Consider the following 18,216-nt stretch of genomic DNA (forward strand, 5'->3'; position numbering starts at 1 on the left):
TGGGTCCGGTCAGCGGGTCCGGTCAGCGGTGACCGTCGGCGACGGCCTTCTCGGTGGCGGTACGCACGGCGGTCTCCGTCGCACCGGTGAGCGGAAGGCGCGGGGGGCGGGTGGGACCGCCGGGGCGGCCGGCGATGTCCATGGACAGCTTGATGCACTGGACGAACTCGACCTTGGAGTCCCAGCGCAGCAGGGAGTGCAGCGAGGAGTAGAGCGGCCGGGCGGTCGCCAGGTCGCCCGCCACGGCGGCCCGGTACAGCTCGACGCAGCTGGCGGGGAGGGCGTTGGGGTAGCCGGCGATCCAGCCGACCGCACCGGCCAGGGCCAGCTCCAGGAGGACGTCGTCGGCGCCGATCAGCAGGTCGAGTTCCGGGGCGAGTTCGGCGATCTCGTATCCCCTGCGGACGTCGCCGCTGAACTCCTTCACGGCGACGATGCTGCCGTCGGCGTGCAGCTTCGCCAGCAGGCCCGGGACGAGGTCGACCTTGGTGTCGATGGGGTTGTTGTACGCGACGACCGGGATGCCGACCCCGGCCACGTCCGCGTAGTGGGCGATGACGGAGCGCTCGTCGGCGCGGTACGCGTTGGGCGGCAGCAGCAGGACGGAGCCGCAGCCTGCCTCGGCGGCCTGTTCGGCCCAGCGGCGGGACTCGGCGCTGCCGTAGGCCGCGACGCCCGGCATGACCCTGGCTCCGTCGCCCGCGGCCTCGACGGCGGTACGGACGACCCTGGCGCGCTCGTCGGCGGTGAGGGTCTGGTACTCGCCGAGGGAGCCGTTCGGGACGACGCCGTCGCAGCCGTTGGCGATCAGCCAGGCCACGTGCTCGGCGTAGGCGTCGTAGTCGACGGAGAGGTCTTCCTTGAACGGCAGGGTGGTGGCGACCATGATGCCGCGCCAGGGGCGGTCGGTGGTCCAGGCGGTGGTGGTGTTCATCTCGACGACCTTTCGGTGAGGTGTGACGTCTTAGGAGGGGACTGGGTCTGTCGGGCCGTCGACCGTGACGGCCGGGTCCGGTGGCCCGTCGAGCGCGGCCAGCGTCGACAGCGGTACGGGGACGGCGAACGGGCGGCGTTCGGCGGGCGGTTCGGGGGTGGCTCCGGCGGCCGCGAGGCACGCCACGGCCGTCCCGCACATCCGGCCCTGACACCACCCCATGCCGGCCCGGGTGAGGAGTTTGACGGTCCGGGCGTCGCGCGCGCCGCACTCGGCGACCGCCTCGCGGACCCTGCCCGCGGGGACCTCCTCGCAGCGGCACACGTCCGTGTCGTCGGTCAGCCACCCGGTCCAGCCGGGGCCGGGGGCGTGCGCGGCGGACATGACGTCGGCGAAGGCACGCATGCGGTCCCGGCGCCGCCGGAGTCCGGCGGCCGCACCGGCTCGGGCGGGGCGGCCGAGCAGCCGCGCGGCGATCGCCCGGCCCGCCAGCTCCCCTTCGATCCGGGCGAGTTCGGCACCGCCGACGCCCCCGGTCTCGCCCGCGGCCCACAGGCCGGGCACCGAGCTCTCCTGGAGGTCGTCCAGGGCCAGGCCCAGGGTGCCGTCGGGCAGCGCGCGGGTGGTGCAGCCGACCGCCACGGCCAGCTCGATCTGGGGGACGAGGCCGTGACCGACGGCGAGGGCGTCGCAGGCGATCCGGCGGCCCGTCCCCCGCACGGGGCGCCACGCGCGGTCCAGGCGGCTCACCGTGACGGCCTCCACCCGGTCGGTGCCGTGCACCTCGGTCACCGCGCTGCGGAGCCGTACGGGCACCCGGTGACGGGCCAGCGCGGCTGCGTGGACGAGGGCCTCGACCGCCTTCCGCGGGTTGGTGGCGAGCGCCCGGGGGGTGCGGCCGTACCGTAGGTACCCCGCCGCCTCGACCACCGCGGGCACCTTCGCACCGGCCGAGGCGAGGGACGAGGCGACGGCGAGGAGCAGCGGGCCGCTGCCGGCCACGACGATGCGCCGGCCGGGCAGTACGAGCCCGGACTTGAGCATCGCCTGCGCTCCCCCGGCGCCCACGACACCGGGCAGGGTCCAGCCGGGAAAGGGCAGTTGGCGCTCGTAGGCGCCGGTGGCGAGGAGCAGGGCACGGGCCCGGATCCGGACGGGCGCGTCCGCGCTACCGTCCGCGCCGGTGAGGGCGTGCGCCGTCCACGTCCCGTCGGTCTCCTTCACGACGGACCACACATGATGTCCGGTCAGGTGGTCGACGCTGCTCGCGTGCAGCCGTCGGCGCAGGTCGGCGAAGGCGGACCAGCCGTGGTGGAGGGCCTCGGGCCGCTTCGCGCCCAGGGTGGGCGCCGGGTGCCGGTAGAACTGCCCGCCGGGCTGGGTCGATGAGTCCAGCAGGGCCACGGAGAGCCCGAGTTCGGCGGCAGCGACGGCTCCGGCGAGCCCTGCGGAGCCCGCGCCGACGACGACGAGGTCGTACGGCGCGTCTGAGCGTCGACCCGCGTCCGGCACGGAGACGACGTCGGGCACGGAGTCGGTGACGCTCCCGGAGACGGCGACGGTCCCGGAGTCGGCGACGGTCCCGGAGACGGCGATGGCCGCGGAGTCGGCGACGGTCCCGGCCGAGTCCTTCGGTTCGGGCACCGAAGGAGGCCCGGCCACGTCTTCGGGGTCAGACGCCGAGGCGGTCATGGCCGTGCCCTTCCTGGGTGGTGATCGCGTCGCCGGGGCGGGCCGGGACCAGACAGGCACGGCGGTTGGGCTCTCCGTTGACGGTGGCGAGGCAGTCGTAGCACTGGCCGATGCCGCAGAACGCGCCGCGCGGGCGGCCTCCGTCCCGCGTGGTGCGCCAGGCCAGGACGCCCGCGCCCCACAGGGCGGCGGCGAGGGTCTGGCCCGGCAGGGCGGGGACGGGCCGGCCGTCGAAGGTGATCTCGAACGGCGGATCCGGCTGTGCCCCGACGAGGCCGATGGGGGTGCGGGCCACGGGCCCTCCTCTCGTGACGGTGGGTGCGCGCCTCAGGGTGCGGTGGCGTCGAAGCGCTCGGGTCGGAACGGGTGGAGATCGAGGGGAGGTTCGGCGCCGGTCATGCAGGCCGCGACGATCTGACCCGTCACCGGTGCGAGACCGATGCCCGCGCCCTCGTGGCCGCAGGCGTGCAGAAGTCCGGGGACGCGCGGGTCGGGCCCGATGGCGGGCAGGTGGTCGGGCAGGTAGGGACGGAAGCCGAGGTAGGTGCGGATCGCCCGTACGGTGCCGAGGACGGGGAACAGCCCGGTGGCTCCGGCGGCGAGGCGGCGCAGGACCTCGGTGGAGAGGGTCCGGTCGAAGCCGACGCGCTCGCGGCTGGCGCCGATGAGGACGGGTCCGGCGGGGGTGCCCTCGACGACGGCCGAGGTCTGGAGCGCGGCGGATCCGCTGGCCACGTCGGCCACGTAGTCGGCGGCGTACACCTTGTGGCGGACGATGCGCGGCAGGGGTTCGGTGACGAGGACGAAGCCGCGGCGGGGCAGGACGGGCAGGTGGACGCCGGCGAGGTCGGCGAGGGCGCCGCCCCAGGTGCCCGCGGCGTTCACGACGTACGGGGCGTGGAGTTCGCGGGTGGCGGTCCGCACTCCGCGGACCGCTCCGCCCGCGCCGGTGAGGAGGCCGGTGACCTCCTCGCCCAGCGCGAGGCGGACCCGGTCGCCGGCGGCTCTGAGCAGCTGCGCGGCGGCATGGGCGGGCATCACCTGGGCGTCCTGGGGGTAGTGGAAGCCGCCGGTGAGGCCCGGTGCGAGGTGGGGCTCCAGGTCGTGGAGCCGGTCACCGGGCACCTCGTGCGCGACGACACCCGCTTTCTCCTGGCGGGTCGCGAACTCCCGCAGGGCGCTCAGTCCCGTCTCGTCGGATGCGACGACCAGGCCGCCCTTGGCCTCGTACTCGACGGCCGGCGGGAGCCTGTCGGCGAGTTCGGTCCACAGCGCGGTGGAGAGGAGGGCGAGTCGGAGTTCGGGGCCGGGTTCCTTGTCGGAGACCAGAAGGTTGCCCTCACCCGCTCCGGTCGTGCCGCCGGCGACGTAACCTCGGTCGACGACGGTGACGGAGAGGCCGGCGAGGGCCGCGTAGTGGGCACAGGCTGCGCCGACCACGCCGGCGCCGATGACGATGACGTCCGAGGTTTCTCTCGTGGGCACGGCAGTAATATTTCACATTGCACACTCGCTGCCAAGACCCTCACCAAGAGATCCCTCAAGCTCCCACCCCGCTCCCCCGACCCCTTCCGGACACGGATGGGTAACGGCTCACCCGACACCTTGTCAGTACAATTTCACATTACTATGTTACCGGTCACATTCCAGCCGCCCCAGGCTGTCCGACTGCTCCCCCGGAGTGACCCGTATGAACAAGCGCACGCGCACCCTGGCCACGGCCCTGGTGACGACCCTGACCCTCGCCGCGACCGGCTGCTCCGGCGGAGGCACGTCCGGGGGCGACCGGAACGGCGGGAACCCCGCGACCACCAACACCGGGGCGGTCCTCGGCGGCACACCGCAGAAGGGCGGCACCCTCACCGTCCTGTCCAACCAGGACTTCACCCATCTCGACCCGGCCCGCAACTGGGTGATGGGCGACATGGACTTCGGCACCCGCCTGCTCTACCGGACCCTCGTCACGTACAAGGCGGAACCCGGCACCCAGGGCGGCGAACTGGTCCCCGACCTCGCGGAGAGCCTGGGCGTCTCCTCCCACGGCGCCAGAACCTGGACCTTCAAGCTCAAGCCGGGACTGAAGTACGAGGACGGCACGCCGATCACCTCGCAGCACATCAAGCACAACGTGGAGCGGTCCTTCTCCCCCGACCTGCCCGGCGGCCCGGACTACGCGGCCCGCTATCTCGCCGGGGCCGAGGGCTACCAGGGCCCGGCGGGCGGCAAGCACCTCGCTTCCGTGAAGACCCCCGACAGCCGCACGATCGTCTTCGAACTCCGCACGCCCTTCGCCGAGTTCCCCTTCGCGGCCACGTTGCCCACCTTCGCGCCCGTACCCCCGTCCCAGGACAAGGGGCCCCAGTACGACAACCGGCCCTTCTCCTCCGGCCCGTACAAGATCGACTCCTACGCCCGCGACAAGCAGCTGGTCCTCGTCCGCAACACCCACTGGGACCCGAAGACCGACCAGGTGCGCAAGGCGTACCCGGACAGGGTCGTCGTCACCATGGGCCTCAAGGCCAACCAGATCGACGACCGGCTCATCGCCGCCACCGGCCCGGACGCCTCCGCCGTCCCATGGGACAAGCTCCGCCCGGAGTCCACCCCCAAGGTGCTCACCAAGCCGGACATCAGGGCCCGTCTGCTCGCCGAGTCGACCAGCTGTACCGAGATGGTGCAGATGCACACCGGGCGCGCACCCTTCGACGACGTCAAGGTCCGGCAGGCCGTGCAGTACGCCCTGGACCGCGAGGCCGTCCTCACCGCCTCCGGCGGCCCCGCCCTCAACGACCCGGCCACGGCGCTCATGCCGGGCTTCCTGTTCGGCGGCAAGCAGCCCGACACGCTCGGCATCCCGCTCACCGGCGACGTGCCGAAGGCGAAGGAGCTGCTCAAGCAGGCGGGCAAGGCGGACGGCTTCACCACCCGCATCACCGTCTCCAACGGCGACAAGGCCGTCGGCGAGGCCGTCCAGCAGTCCCTCGGCCGAGCCGGGATCAAAGTCACCATCGAGACCGTCGACCCCTCCGCCTTCTACGACACGATCGGCGACACCAAGAACCGCACCGACCTCGTCTACACCGGCTGGTGCCCCGACTACCCCTCCGGCTCGACGTTCCTGCCGTTCGTCTTCGACGGCCGTTTCATCAAGGAGAAGGGCAACTCGGGCAACCACTCGCTCTTCCGCGACGACGCCACGATGAAGCGCATGGACGAGATCGCGGCCATGGCCGACGCCGCCCAGGCCGCCAAGGCCTGGCGGGAACTCGACGGGAAGATCCTCGCCAAGGCGCCCACAGCGCCCGTCGTCGTCGAGCGCAAGCCCCTCCTCATCGGCACCAATATCGCCGGCGCCTTCGGCCACACCTCCTTCGGCGGCCAAATCGACTACGCCACCGTCGGCCTCAAGGACCCCTCGAAGAGCGGGAACTGAGGCCCGCCGTGACCACCACCCCACGAGCCCCTGGGACGACCACCCCACCCTCCCCCGTGACCACCACCCCGCCGTCCTCCGCGACCACCGCCCCACCGTCCCCCGCCCGCACGGCCCACGGCCCCTGGCAGCTCGTCCGTGCCGAACTGCGCCGCCGCCCCGCCGCCCGCCTCTCCCTCGGCGTGGTCGCCTTCTTCGCGCTCCTCGCCGCGGCCGCCCCGCTGATCGGCGCGCTCGGGGGCTGGGGCCCGGACGAGTTCGACAAGAGCGCCGTCGACCCGTACCTGGGCGGCCTCCCCATCGGGCCGCTCGGCGGCGTCTCGGCCGAGCACTGGCTCGGTGTCGAACCCGTCACCGGCCGCGACCTGTTCGCCCGGATCGTGCACGGTGCCCAGGTCTCGCTGCTCATCGCCTTCTCCGCGACGGCGATCGTCGTCGTCGCGGGGACGGCGGCCGGCATCGCCGCCGGCTATTTCGGCGGCCGCACCGACACCGCGCTGTCCCGGCTGATGGACCTCACGATGTCCTTCCCGTCCCTCATCTTCATGATCGCGATGATGTCGGTGGCCCGGGACGTCAACCGGATCGTCCTCATGACCGCCGTCATCGGCCTCTTCGGCTGGCCGGGCATCGCCCGGATCGTCCGCGGCCAGACCCTGTCGCTCAAGCACCGCGAGTACGTCGACGCCGCCCGCGTCGGCGGCTCCGGCCCCTTGCGCATCCTCGTCCGCGACATCCTCCCGGGCGTCGCCGGGCCCGTCATCGCGTACACGACCCTGATCGTCCCCGGGATGATCGCCACCGAGGCCGCCCTCAGCTACCTCGGCGTCGGGGTCCGCCCGCCGACGCCCTCCTGGGGCCAGATGATCGCCGAGAGCGTCGCCTACTACGAGACGGACCCCATGTACTTCGCCGTCCCGAGCCTCTGTCTCTTCCTCACGGTGCTCGCCTTCACCCTGCTCGGCGACGCGCTGCGCGACGTCCTCGACCCGAGAGGAGGCGGCGCGTGATCCTCTACCTCGGCCGGCGCCTCCTCGGCGTGCTCGGCGTGCTCGTCGCCATCGCCGCCGTCACCTTCGCCGTCTTCTACGTCCTGCCCTCCGACCCCGCCGCCGCGGCCTGCGGCAAGTCGTGCAGCACCGAACGCCTGGAGGCCATCCGCGTCAACATGGGCCTGGACGCCCCGCTGTGGCGGCAGTTCGCCGACTTCGTCACCGGCATCTTCACCGGCCGCACCCTGGGCACCGGCCAGTACGCCCTGCACTGCGACTTCCCCTGCCTCGGGTACTCCTACGAGAACAGCCAGGGCGTGTGGGACCTCCTCGTCGACCGGCTGCCGGTCTCCGCGTCGCTCGCCGTCGGCGCCGCCGCGATCTGGCTGCTCCTCGGCCTCTCGGCGGGCGTCACCGCCGCACTCCGCAAGGACACGCTCACCGATCGCGTCCTGATGGTCGGCGCGGTCGCCGCCGCCTCGCTCCCCGTCTACTTCACCTCGGTGATGCTGATCTACGGACTGATCCGGGTCACGGGCCTGCTCCCCTACCCGCAGTACGTGCCCTTCGGCAGCGACCCCCTCTCCTGGGCCTCCAACCTGCTGCTCCCGTGGCTGGCGCTCGCTCTCCTCTACGCCGCCATGTACGCGCGGCAGAGCCGGAACTCGATGATCGAGTCCATGGCGGAGCCGTACATCCGCACCGCGCGCGCCAAGGGCCTGCCGCGCCGCACCGTGGTCGTCAAGCACGGTCTGCGCGCCGGGATGACGCCGATCCTGACGATCTTCGGGATGGACCTCGGCGGGCTGCTCGCGGGCGCCGTCATCACGGAGTCCATCTTCGGGCTGCCCGGCGTCGGACGGCTCTTCTACGGTGCCCTGTCGACCGGGGACCAGCCGGTCATCCTCGGGGTGACCCTGCTCGCCGCCACCTTCATCGTCGTCGCCAACCTGGCCGTCGACCTCCTGTACGCCGTCGTCGACCCGCGAGTGAGGTACTGATGGGCGACTCCGCCTCCCTCCTGTCGGTACGGGACCTCACGGTCACGTTCCCGACGAAGCGCGGCCCCGTCCGGGCCGTCGACTCCCTCGCCTTCGACGTGCTGCCCGGCCGGACGCTCGGCATCGTGGGCGAGTCCGGCTCCGGCAAGTCGGTCACCTCCCTCGCCGTCATGGGCCTGCACACGGGCGCCGAGGTCACCGGCTCCGTCACCCTCTCCGGGCGGGAACTGATCGGCCTGCCCGACCGCGAGCTGAACGGGCTCCGCGGCCGGCGGATGGCCATGATCTTCCAGGACCCGCTGTCCAGCCTCCACCCCTACTACACCGTCGGCGAGCAGGTCGCCGAGCATCACCGGGTCCACTTCGGCTCGCGCCGGGCCACCGCCCGCGAGCGGGCCGTCGAGGCACTCGCCGAGGTCGGCATCCCCGAACCCCGGCGCCGGGCCGGCGGGTACCCCCACCAGTTCTCCGGCGGCATGCGCCAGCGGGTGATGATCGCGATGGCCCTCGTCTGCGAACCCGACCTCCTCATCGCCGACGAACCCACCACCGCGCTCGACGTCACCGTCCAGGCCCAGATCCTGGAGCTGATCGCCCGCCTCCAGCAGGAGCGCGGCCTCTCCGTCGTCATGATCACGCACGACCTCGGGGTGGTCGCCCGCGTCGCCCACGACGTGCTCGTCATGTACGGCGGCCGGGCCGCCGAACACGCCCCCGTGGACGCCCTGTTCGCCTCGCCCGCCCATCCGTACACCCGTGGCCTGCTCGACTCGCTGCCCCGCCTCGACGACCCCGACGACGCCCCGCTGCGAGCCATCCCGGGCAGCCCGCCCTCGCTGCTCGAACCGGCTCCGGGCTGCGCGTTCGCACCCCGCTGTCCCCGCGCCGCCGTCGGCTCCGAGGAGGAGCGGGCCCGCTGCGCGAGCGAACGCCCGTCCCTCGGCGGCCCGGACGGACACCCGGCCGCCTGCCACTTCCCCGCGCACGAAGGCGTCGCCCCATGACCACCACCGCACCGCCCCTCCTCCGCGTACGGGACCTCACGATCGCGTTCCCCGGCAGCCGCAGGGGCTCGGCCCCGATCCGGGCCGTCGACGGCATCGGCTTCGACGTGGCGGCGGGCGAGACCCTGGGCCTCGTCGGCGAGTCCGGCTGCGGCAAGTCGACCACGGGCCGCACGATCGTGCGGCTCCTGGAACCCACCGCCGGCTCCGTCTCGTTCGGGGGAAGGGACATCAGCCACCTGTCGCAGCGGGCGCTCAAGCCGCTGCGCCGCGACCTCCAGATGGTCTTCCAGGATCCGCACTCCTCCCTCAACCCCCGGCAGACCGTGGCCCGGATCATCGCCGACCCGCTGCTCGTCCAGGGCGGCACGGCGGCCGACGCGCGCAAACGCGCCGTGGAACTGATGGAACTGGTCGGCCTCATCCCCGAGCACATCGACCGCCACCCCCACGAGTTCTCCGGCGGACAGGCCCAGCGCATCGGCATCGCCCGCGCCCTGGCCACCAGCCCCCGGCTCGTGGTGGCCGACGAACCGGTCTCCGCCCTCGACGTCTCCGTCCAGGCGCAGATCGTCAATCTGATGGAACGGCTCCAGCGCGAACTCGGGCTCGCCTACCTCTTCATCGCCCACGACCTCTCCGTCGTGAAGCGGGTCTGCGACCGGGTGGCCGTCATGTACCTGGGCCGGATCGTGGAGATCGGCGCCAAGGAACGGGTGTACGCCGCCCCGGCCCACCCCTATACACGGGCGCTGCTCTCCGCCGTACCCCTGCCGGACCCGGCGGCCGAGCGGAGCCGGGAGCGGATCACCCTGCTCGGCGACCCACCGAGTCCGGCCGCTCCCCCGCCGGGCTGCACCTTCCACCCGCGCTGCCCCAAGGCGCGGGAGATCTGCCGGGCCGAGGCACCGCCACTGCGGACCCTCGTGCCGGGCGAGGCGCGTGAGGTCGCCTGTCACTTCCCCGAGGGCGACTGAGCACGCGAACGCCCCGGTCCCGCGTGCGCGCGGGACCGGGGCACCGGTGTGTTCAGGACGAACGGGCCGCCCGGTACAGGGCGGTGGCGACGGCGAGGTCCTCCCAGGCCATGCCCACGCTCTTGAAGAGGCGCGGACGCCCGGCCGCCGGTTCCCCGCGACCGGTCACCAGGTCGGCGAGGTCGCCCGCGATGTGGTCGGCCGTGATCGCCCCTTCGGAGACCGGGACGAGCAGGTCGCCCGCCTCCCGCAGCGCGGCGGTCCGCGCCTCGACGTAGACCTCGGACCGGACCACGAGCGCGGTGTCCGTCTCGCGGGCCGTCGGCTCGTGCGAGCCGACGGCGACGACGGTGGCGCCGGGTGCCACCAGGGTTCCGTCGAAGAGCGGTTCCCTGGCCGTGGTGCAGCAGACGACGAGGTCGGCCCCGGCCACCTCGGCGGGCGTGCCGGTGCGGGCGGGAACGCCGAGGGTCCGCGCGTACCCGGCGAGGGCGCGCCCGCCGACCGGCTCGCGTGCGACGACGACGGCCTCGGCGAGCTCGCGGACGGCGAGGACGGCCTCCAGATGGCCGTACGCCTGGGGGCCCGCCCCGAAGAGGACGAGGCGCAGGGGCCGGTCGGCCGGGGTGAGGGAGCGGACGGCGAGGGCGGAGACGGCCGGCGTACGCAGCTCGGTGAGCGCGGCTCCGTCGAGGAGGGCGAGCGGCCGGAGGTCGGCGCCGTCGAGGAGGAGGTAGGAGCCGGTGATGCGGGGCAGACCGCGCGCCGGGTTGCCGGGGGCGACTCCGGCGACCTTGACGCCGGCGAAGGAGCCGAAGGCCGCGGGCATCAGGAGGAGTTCACCGGTGGGGACGGACACGGCCGTGCGGGGAGGTCCGGCGTCGGGGTCGAGTCCGGCCCGCAGGACGTCGGCGAGGACGTCGGTCACCGCCGCGGGACCCATGAGGCGGGCCATCGTCGCGGCGTCGAGGAAGAGGGGCGGGTTCACAGGAGGAACCCCGCGCCCAGCTCGTCGTCCGGGTCGAGGAAGAAGGAGTGGGTGCCGGTGCGGTGGGTGGTTCCGCCGACCTCGGTGACCCCCTCCGCCAGGAGGCGTCCGGTGAACACGGTGCCGACGACGGACTCGTGCCGCAGGGTGTCCCCGACGGCGAGGCGTCCGTCGTCGCCGAGCAGGGCGAGGCGTGCGGAGGTGCCCGAGCCGCAGGGTGAGCGGTCGATCTGACCGTCGGCGAAGACGGTGACGTTGCGCTGGTGGAGTCCTTCGGGGGTGTCGGGGAGCTCCTCGTACAGGATGACGCCGTACACGTCGTGCTCGGGGAGCGCGGCACGGATCTCCCGCCCGGCGCGGACGAGTTCGGGCAGGGCGCGCACGGAGACGTCGAGGCCGAGGTCGCGGGCGGCGACGGAGACGTAGAGGGCGCCGGAGTGGGCGAGGTCGGCCTCGACGGTGCCGAGCGTGGTGGTCACCTCGACGTCGCGGGCGACGATGCGGGTCGGGACGTTGCGGAAGGTGACGCCGGTGGTGCGGCCGTCCGCGCGGTGCACGGCGGCGGTGACACGGCCGGAGGGCACGTCGATCCGTACGGAGACGTCGCCGTCGTCGGGGGCGGGGACGCGCCCCGTGTCGACGGCCCAGGCGCCGAGGGCCATCGTGCCGTGGCCGCAGGCGGTGGAGTAGCCGTCCTTGTGCCAGAACAGCACGCCGAAGTGGGCGCCGTCGTCGTCGGGCGGCACGACGAAGCCGCCGTACATGCCCGCGTGCCCGCGCGGCTCCCGGGACAGGAGGCGGCGCAGGTCGTCGAGGGGGCCGGGGCGCGGGTCCGTGCCCGAGCCGCCGGTCGTGAGGGCGGTGGCCCGGCGCTCGGCGACGGTGTCGCCGGGGATCGGGGGCAGGTCCTCGTCGACGATCCGGAAGGGTTCGCCGGCGGTGTGGTAGTCGGTGGTGCGGACCGTGTGCGGGGTGGTGCTCACGAAGTACGGCCTCCGGGAGGGGATTTCGGGATGTGCGCCGGGCCGGTCCCTCCCCGTGGAGGGACCGGCCCGGACAGGATGGGTCGGCTCAGGACGGGTCAGCTGCGGAGGGGGCCCTCACAGCTGAAGCCGGACGTGCCGGCGACCCTGGTGGACCAGATGTCGATCGGCCCGAAGGAGCAGTTCATGTCGGCCAGGTTGTTGGAGGCGGCGCCCGCGCGGTCGAGGATGAAGTAGTCGACCGTCTCGGACATGTCCTTGAAGTTCTGGTCCGCGCTCCCCGAGTCGGACAGGTTGGCGGTGATCCGGCCGGTGCAGACGAACCGGCGCTTGCCCGGCTCGCCGTTCTCGACGCAGTCGGGGGTGTTGTAGGTGGCGGTGGCGAAGGTGGACCTCACCGTGGCCAGGGCCGCGTCGCGCAGCTGGGCGTTGGGGGTGAACGTGGTGTTGGGCACGTACAGCGTGTCGACCTGGGCGATCTGGGTGTCGAGGAAGCGGTCGTAGTCGCGCTGGAGGTTCGTGTCGGAGCCGAGGCGGTTGCGCCAGGCGTCGTACCCGGCGACGTCGTTGTTCCGCAGGTGGGTGTACATCTCGCGGATCAGGGAGGGCTTCTCGTTCCAGAGGAACTCGAAGAACGTTCCCGCGTAGTTGTAGAAGCGGAAGCCGTCGCCGTCGTAGGTGGCGTTGAGGATCTGCCGGAGGTTCATCCGGGGGCCGCCGCCCGCCGTGTCGTTGATGACGCCGCGGACCAGGGACTTGCGGACCTTGATGCCGTCGCTGCGGGTGGCGCCGTCGAAGAACTCGGCGGTGCCCTCGTCCATGAAGGTGGTGCGGTCGCCCTGGTACCAGGGGCCCTCGCCGAAGAAGCCGGGGACGGCGTAGCGGCCGTTGAGGTAGTGGGTGTACTCGTGGCGGAAGAGCTCTTCGAGCGTCAGCGACGAGTCCTGCGGGACACGGCGCTGATAGGTGTAGAAGGTGGCGCCGCGCTCGATGTAGACGCCGCCGTTGTTGGTGCCCATCCCGGTCAGGATGGGGTGGTAGTTCTCGTAGTCGGCCCGCGAGCCGTACAGGACGATGGTGAGGGTGGTGTTGGGGTCGCCGGCGAGCGGCTGCTCGGTGCCGACCACACGGTGGAACTGGGCCTTGACCTGCTTGCTCGCGTAGTAGAGCTGGTCGACGGTGGCCCGGTCGAGCCCCGTGCGGACCTTGATCGCGCCGTTGTCGTAGGTGTACGTGTACGGGAAGATCTGCGCTTCGATGTCCGCCTTGCAGACGCCGTACGGCTTGCACGCGTCGAAGTAGTTGAGCCAGGAGACGACCTTGGCCCACTGCTGGCTGCCGCGGCCGAAGGTGGTGACCGCCTGGCCGAGCAGGCCGCCGAGTCCGGCGGTGATCTCCGTCCGCAGGCTGGTGATCTCGCCGAAGCGGCCGTACTCGCCGAGGGCGTCGCGGGCGACCCAGTCGTTGGCGGTGCCCTTCAGGTGGCCGTAGCCGGCGAAGGCCTTGAAGACGGCGCGGTACGCCGGGTCGGCGGCGGCCGCGGCCTGGAAGGCGGCGTCCTGGTTGCCCGGGTAGACGCCCAGGTAGTTGACGGAGAGCGCGGCGAGCGCGGCCCCCGCCCAGGACGGGTCGAGGTGGGTGGCGGTGTGCGAGGGGTCCATGGTGGCGAGGACCCGCTTGATCAGACCGAGCTGGTGCTGCCGGAGTCCGGGGGCGCTGGCCGCGTAGAGGGCCTCGCGCAGGGTGAAGGCGTTGCTCTTCGTGACGTCGAAGGTGCGGGCCGCGTTGCCGAAGTCGGCGACGGCCTGGCGGACGGCGTTCACGGTGGGCGCGTCGGTGGTGTCGATCTCGTCGCGGGAGTAGTCGTGGTACGCGACGGCGTGCAGGTAGGTGAACATCTCCTCCAGGTGGGAGGAGTTACGGCCGTCATGGGCGGCGGCCAGACCGGATATTCGGCGGGCGACGGCCTGGACGTGGGCGTCGGACATGACGGGCGCGAGCCGGGCGTCCCAGGTCCAGATGAGTCCGCGCAGACAGCCGTCGGCGAGGACCGCGGGGTCGGCGAGGAAGTCGGCGAACTGCTCGGGGCCGAGCCCGGTGATCCCGTCGAGCGTGCAGGGAACGCCGGCGGCGGTCGTCTTGGTGTCGGCCGAGAGGGTCCGCGCGGCAGCGGTGGCGGCGACCGGGGCCCGGCCCGGGACGCGCCCCGCGGCGAGGCTGCCGGGGGCGGGCGCGGGCCCGAAGGTCTTGCGGGGAGCGGTGGCGAGGCGCTCCACCTCGTCGAACGGGTTGGTTCCGTGCTGGGCCCGCGGGGCCGGGGCGCCGGTCGACACGGCGGGGACAGCGGTGGCGCGGGCGTCCGTGTCGGCCGCGGAGGCCCCGGTCTGGCCCGAGGAGGCCAGGAGGGTCACGGCGATGGCGGAGGTGAGCAGGGACGAACGCACACGTCTGTGGATGGACAACAGAACTCCATGAGTGGTGGGGGAACGTCATTGGGGATGACGAGAACTGTTGTGGTGCGCACGGTGTTTGACGGAGGTTCATCGAACCGTGTGCGGTGTAACATAGTAATGTGAAATTGCACTGACAACCCCTCTGCTGCCACGAGTTACCCGAGGTTCACTCAAGGCCGCCCGCCGCAGCAGTCACCCGAGCCCCGGCCACGCCTCCGGCACCGCCCTGCCCGGGGCGGCTCAGGAACCGTTTCCCCGTATCCTGCGTGACCTCTTGACGTGTTGTCGGCTGGTGGTGAGGGAAGCGGAGGGAATCGGATGCGAGCTCGGACGATGGTGAACGTGGCGGTGACGGCCTGCGTGGCTCTGGTGGCGTGTGCATGCGGTCCGGAGCAGACGAAGGGGGACGCGGGCGCGAAGCCTTCGCAGCCGACCGCGCCCACGTCCGCATCCACATCCACGCGGGCCGAAGACCCGCCGGTCACACCGTCCGCGTCCACTCGGACCGAGAAGCCGTCGGCCGCCTCGACCGGCGAGCAGCCCTCGCCCAGGACGAAGGAGGGGGCGATCCGGCGCTACGAGCAGTACCTCCACGCCCTCGGCCACGAGGACATCGACACGGTCTGCGAAGTGGCCGGGCCCGCCGCGAAGCAGGCGGAGGACCAGGGACTCGGCCCGTGCACGTCGACGTACACCGCGGTCTTCCAGATGATCTCGCCCGCGCAGAAGAAGGCCCTGCAGACCGCGACGGTCGACCCTCAGCGCGTCGCCGTGCGCACGCCCGGCAAGATCGAGATGCCGGTCGAAGCGGTCAGGTCCTCCGCCACCTTCTCCGAGAGCGACCTCGGCGACTACACCCTGGAGTACCTCAGGAACGATTGGTACATCACCGACTGATCCCGAACCCGCCCTGCGCGGAGCCGCCCGCCGGCCCTGGGGCGCAAGGAAGCGGGGTGCGCGGATACTCCTCCGGCGTCAGTACGCCGCCCCGCCCGAACTCGGCGTCGTGGCGCGCCTCGCCGAGCGCGCCCCCGACCCGGTTCACGAGGCGGTCCACGACGAAGCGTTCACCTGATCTAGGACCTGACGATGCGGCGCCAGAAGCCGGAGCGTTTCTCCTGGGGTGTGCTCCCTGGGGGACGGACTTCCAGCGACCAGTCACCCGTTCCTTCGACGACCGCGACGAACAGGGGCCCCTCCGGGAGCACGCGCGTGGCCTTCGGGCTCCGGCCGTACTCGCTCGCCAGCGAGACCGGGAAGGGGGCGGGGGCACCAGGGCGACGCGGCTTGTGCCCCTGGACACGCACATACCCGGTCGCCTCCGTCGGACGCAGACGGGTGACCAGCTCGCCGGCGGGCCCGGTGTGAAGCAGCACCTCGGATCCTCGGCCGGTGGCTGCCTCGCCGAGCCGGCGCACCGCGGTCACGGGTCGGATCACGATCGTCCACTCGTCGCGGTCGTCGCAGCCGACGCGGAAGCGCAGCGGGTACAGGCTGTCGCACCACATCACCCGCCGCTCGAACCGGTGGGACGTGTCCGAGTTCCCGAGGTCGACGGCCTCCCTGCCGTTCCAGTCGATGGAGTCCAGGTCGAAGAAGCCCTTGCCGGTCCGGGCGAATTCGACCAGGACGTAGCCGGGCGGTGGGGTCGTGTCCATGGCGAACTTGGCGCTGCCCCGCCCGCTGTACACGATGTCGTCGAACTCCCCACCGAGGATCGCGGCGGCGGCGACCGCCTCGGGCGACGGGGTCGGCGAGGGAACCACCGGGATCACTCCCGGCCCCCGGGACGGGGGCTGGGGCGAGCTCTGGGACTGGGACCGGGCTCCGTTCTGGGCGTCGGACGGGGCCTGGGCGAAGGCATGCGATGGAGACGAGCCCGGGCCGTGTGCCGCGGCCTCGCCCTTCGTCAGTCCCGGGCCGCCACCGTGTCCCTGGGCCGAACCGGAGCCCTGTCCCCGCTCCGTATCGGCAGCATCAGCAGCTGGTCCCGAGGACTTGCCGACGGCCCCGCGCGGAAGCTCCACCGGCACCGGCCCGCCCGGGGCCTGGGCCTGGGCCGGTGCCTGGGCCGGTGCCTGGGCCGGTGCCTGGGCCGGTGCCGGCACCGAGATGCCGAAGTCCTCCGCCAGCGCCTTGAGCCCCGCGTCGTAGCCCTCGCCCACCGCTCGGAACTTCCAGCCACCGTCGCGCCGGTAGTACTCGCCGAGGACCAGCGCCGTCTCGGTGGTTGCGTCGTCGATCTCGTACAGGGCGAGTTGCTCCCCGGTCGCGGCGCTCAGCGTCCGTACCGACAGGCCGGGCACCTGCCCGAGCGTGCCGTTCTGACCGACGACGACGATCACGATGCGCCGGACGTCCGGTCCGACCCTCTCGATGTCGAGGTCCAGCCGGTCCGCTGACCGGTCGTCCTCGACGCCGGCCCGTTCGAGGACCAGGTGCCGGACGGCCTTGCCGGTGGCGTCCAGGAGCAGCGCGGAGGCCGCCACCTCCGGCACTCCGTCGCCGGCCGCCTGCGAGGCGACCTCGATCCGCCACGCCTGCCCGGGGACCGGCAGGTTCTCCCCCTTGATGATCCGAGTCACCACGTCATGCTGGCATGCCGCTCCGGCGCAGGTCCACGGCCGGGGGCGGCAGTGCGGGGACGCCCAGATCGGTGAAGGGGGTGACGAGGAGGGCGTATTGATGCCGGGCGCCGGCACCAGGAGCGACGGGGCAAGTACCCCGGCCGGCGCGGCGGCCGTGTCCCGCAGGCCGGCCAGACCTCAGGGACCGCCCGTTCCCGCCTTCACTTGCGTCCGACGCCCGCGTACATCGCGACGTCCGGCGTCGCCGTCCCCGGCCGCCATGCCGAGCAGGACACCACCCCGGGCTCCAGCAGCTCCAGGCCGTCGAAGTAGCGTGCGACGGCCGCAGGAGTCCGTTGGGTGAGCTTCGGCGTGCCGTGCTCGTTCCAGAACGCCACCGCCGCGTCGACATCCGCCATGTCGGGGTGCTTGACCGTGTGGGAGAGGACGAGGTGGCTGCCGGGCGGCAGCGCGTCCATGAGGCGGCGGACGATCGCGTACGACTCCTCGTCGTCCTCGACGAAGATGACCACCCCGAGCAGCATCAGCGCGACCGGCTGCGAGAGATCGAGCGTCTTCGCCGCAGCGGCCAGGACGGTGTCGACGTCCCGGAGATCGGCGTCCAGGTAGTCGGTGCGGCCCTCGGGCGTCCCGACCAGCAGGGCGCGGGCGTGCGCGAGCACGAGCGGGTCGTTGTCCACGTACACGACCCGTGCGTCGGGGGCGACGCGCTGGGCGACCTCGTGCGTGTTGTCGGCGCTCGGCAGCCCCGTCCCGATGTCCAGGAACTGCCGGATGCCCTCGTGCTCGGCCAGGTGTCGCACCGCCCGCCCCAGGAACAGCCGGTCCGCCTTCGCGTACTCCCCGATCCCGGGGTGCAGCTCCCGGATCCGGTCGCCGGCCTCTCGGTCGACCGGGTAATTGTCCTTGCCACCGGTCCAGTAGTTCCATATCCGGGCCGTGTGCGGCCGGGAGGTGTCGATGCGCGATTCGATGTCGGTCACGCCCTCAACCTAGCGCGGCGCTCCGGCAACTCCCTTGCTGCGATGCCACATTGCCCCCACTGTTCACGTCGGCATGATCCCGGCTTGACCTTGCCGCGACGTCAGGGTCCGTACGGGGTGACATCCCGGCCCGTCGATCACTGACCTCCACGAGCCCTTCCGGCGACGAGCCCTTCCAGCGACGAGCC

Annotated in this window: 15 protein-coding genes; 6 read left to right on the forward strand and 9 right to left on the reverse strand. The window is 72.6% G+C overall.

Annotated features, from left to right (window positions below):
• Positions 1-22: 22 nt before the first annotated feature.
• The 4 genes from E0F75_RS01825 to E0F75_RS01840 form a co-directional block, all read right to left on the reverse strand.
• Positions 23-934, reverse strand: coding sequence for a dihydrodipicolinate synthase family protein (locus E0F75_RS01825; RefSeq protein WP_187620627.1), 912 nt, complete (start codon positions 932-934; stop codon positions 23-25).
• Positions 935-964: 30 nt separating this feature from the next.
• Complete coding sequence (locus E0F75_RS01830; protein WP_187621006.1) at positions 965-2,446, reverse strand: NAD(P)/FAD-dependent oxidoreductase; 1,482 nt, start codon at positions 2,444-2,446, stop codon at positions 965-967.
• A 160-nt stretch (positions 2,447-2,606) separates the two neighbouring features.
• Positions 2,607-2,921: a (2Fe-2S)-binding protein gene (locus E0F75_RS01835; protein ID WP_187620628.1), complete on the reverse strand. Its 315-nt coding sequence runs from the start codon at positions 2,919-2,921 to the stop codon at positions 2,607-2,609.
• Positions 2,922-2,953: 32 nt separating this feature from the next.
• Positions 2,954-4,111, reverse strand: coding sequence for an FAD-binding oxidoreductase (locus tag E0F75_RS01840; RefSeq protein ID WP_187620629.1), 1,158 nt, complete (start codon positions 4,109-4,111; stop codon positions 2,954-2,956).
• Positions 4,112-4,316: 205 nt separating this feature from the next.
• Between E0F75_RS01840 and E0F75_RS01845 the strand changes: the two genes are divergently transcribed.
• From E0F75_RS01845 to E0F75_RS01865, 5 genes are read left to right on the forward strand one after another with little or no spacing between them, the layout of a single operon-like run.
• Positions 4,317-6,059: an ABC transporter substrate-binding protein gene (locus E0F75_RS01845; RefSeq protein ID WP_187620630.1), complete on the forward strand. Its 1,743-nt coding sequence runs from the start codon at positions 4,317-4,319 to the stop codon at positions 6,057-6,059.
• A 56-nt stretch (positions 6,060-6,115) separates the two neighbouring features.
• Entirely contained in the window at positions 6,116-7,069 is a 954-nt protein-coding gene (locus tag E0F75_RS01850; RefSeq protein WP_187620631.1) for an ABC transporter permease, read from the forward strand.
• Positions 7,066-8,052 carry an ABC transporter permease gene (locus tag E0F75_RS01855; protein WP_187620632.1) on the forward strand — a complete coding sequence of 329 codons (987 nt, stop codon included), beginning with the start codon at positions 7,066-7,068 and terminating at the stop codon, positions 8,050-8,052. The genes E0F75_RS01850 and E0F75_RS01855 overlap by 4 nt, the downstream gene beginning before the upstream one ends.
• The gene (locus tag E0F75_RS01860) at positions 8,052-9,056 is read left to right on the forward strand and encodes an ABC transporter ATP-binding protein (RefSeq protein WP_187620633.1); all 1,005 of its coding nucleotides are present in this window, start codon (positions 8,052-8,054) and stop codon (positions 9,054-9,056) included. Before E0F75_RS01855 ends, E0F75_RS01860 begins: the two co-directional genes overlap by 1 nt.
• Complete coding sequence (locus E0F75_RS01865) at positions 9,053-10,033, forward strand: ABC transporter ATP-binding protein (RefSeq protein WP_187620634.1); 981 nt, start codon at positions 9,053-9,055, stop codon at positions 10,031-10,033. The genes E0F75_RS01860 and E0F75_RS01865 overlap by 4 nt, the downstream gene beginning before the upstream one ends.
• 52 nt (positions 10,034-10,085) lie before the next feature.
• Here the strand turns inward: E0F75_RS01865 and E0F75_RS01870 are convergent, their stop codons facing one another.
• The 3 genes from E0F75_RS01870 to E0F75_RS01880 form a co-directional block, all read right to left on the reverse strand.
• Positions 10,086-11,021 carry an ornithine cyclodeaminase family protein gene (locus E0F75_RS01870; protein ID WP_229312432.1) on the reverse strand — a complete coding sequence of 312 codons (936 nt, stop codon included), beginning with the start codon at positions 11,019-11,021 and terminating at the stop codon, positions 10,086-10,088.
• Positions 11,018-12,004: a proline racemase family protein gene (locus E0F75_RS01875; RefSeq protein WP_187620635.1), complete on the reverse strand. Its 987-nt coding sequence runs from the start codon at positions 12,002-12,004 to the stop codon at positions 11,018-11,020. The genes E0F75_RS01870 and E0F75_RS01875 overlap by 4 nt, the downstream gene beginning before the upstream one ends.
• Positions 12,005-12,102: 98 nt before the next feature.
• Positions 12,103-14,448, reverse strand: a complete 2,346-nt coding sequence (locus E0F75_RS01880) for a collagenase (protein WP_374115355.1) — start codon at positions 14,446-14,448, stop codon at positions 12,103-12,105.
• 327 nt (positions 14,449-14,775) lie between these two features.
• Between E0F75_RS01880 and E0F75_RS01885 the strand changes: the two genes are divergently transcribed.
• The gene (locus E0F75_RS01885; protein ID WP_187620637.1) at positions 14,776-15,354 is read left to right on the forward strand and encodes a hypothetical protein; all 579 of its coding nucleotides are present in this window, start codon (positions 14,776-14,778) and stop codon (positions 15,352-15,354) included.
• A gap of 179 nt (positions 15,355-15,533) precedes the next feature.
• Here E0F75_RS01885 and E0F75_RS01890 read toward each other — a convergent pair whose 3' ends face one another.
• Together E0F75_RS01890 and E0F75_RS01895 are read right to left on the reverse strand one after the other, a co-directional pair.
• Positions 15,534-17,042, reverse strand: a complete 1,509-nt coding sequence (locus tag E0F75_RS01890) for a TerD family protein (RefSeq protein WP_187620638.1) — start codon at positions 17,040-17,042, stop codon at positions 15,534-15,536.
• A gap of 203 nt (positions 17,043-17,245) precedes the next feature.
• Positions 17,246-18,028, reverse strand: a complete 783-nt coding sequence (locus tag E0F75_RS01895) for an SAM-dependent methyltransferase (RefSeq protein WP_187620639.1) — start codon at positions 18,026-18,028, stop codon at positions 17,246-17,248.
• Positions 18,029-18,216 lie beyond the last annotated feature (188 nt).

This window comes from Streptomyces sp. CB02980 (assembly GCF_014451325.2).
In the GTDB taxonomy this organism is placed as follows: domain Bacteria; phylum Actinomycetota; class Actinomycetes; order Streptomycetales; family Streptomycetaceae; genus Streptomyces.

What these genes read in the sequence shown, in the direction of transcription:
- E0F75_RS01825 (WP_187620627.1), bottom strand. Translation starts at nt 934, where the DNA reads ATGAACACCACCACCGCCTGGACCACCGACCGCCCCTGGCGCGGCATC.
- E0F75_RS01845 (WP_187620630.1), top strand. Translation starts at nt 4,317, where the DNA reads ATGAACAAGCGCACGCGCACCCTGGCCACGGCCCTGGTGACGACCCTG.
- E0F75_RS01865 (WP_187620634.1), top strand. Translation starts at nt 9,053, where the DNA reads ATGACCACCACCGCACCGCCCCTCCTCCGCGTACGGGACCTCACGATC.
- E0F75_RS01885 (WP_187620637.1), top strand. Translation starts at nt 14,776, where the DNA reads ATGCGAGCTCGGACGATGGTGAACGTGGCGGTGACGGCCTGCGTGGCT.
- E0F75_RS01860 (WP_187620633.1), top strand. Translation starts at nt 8,052, where the DNA reads ATGGGCGACTCCGCCTCCCTCCTGTCGGTACGGGACCTCACGGTCACG.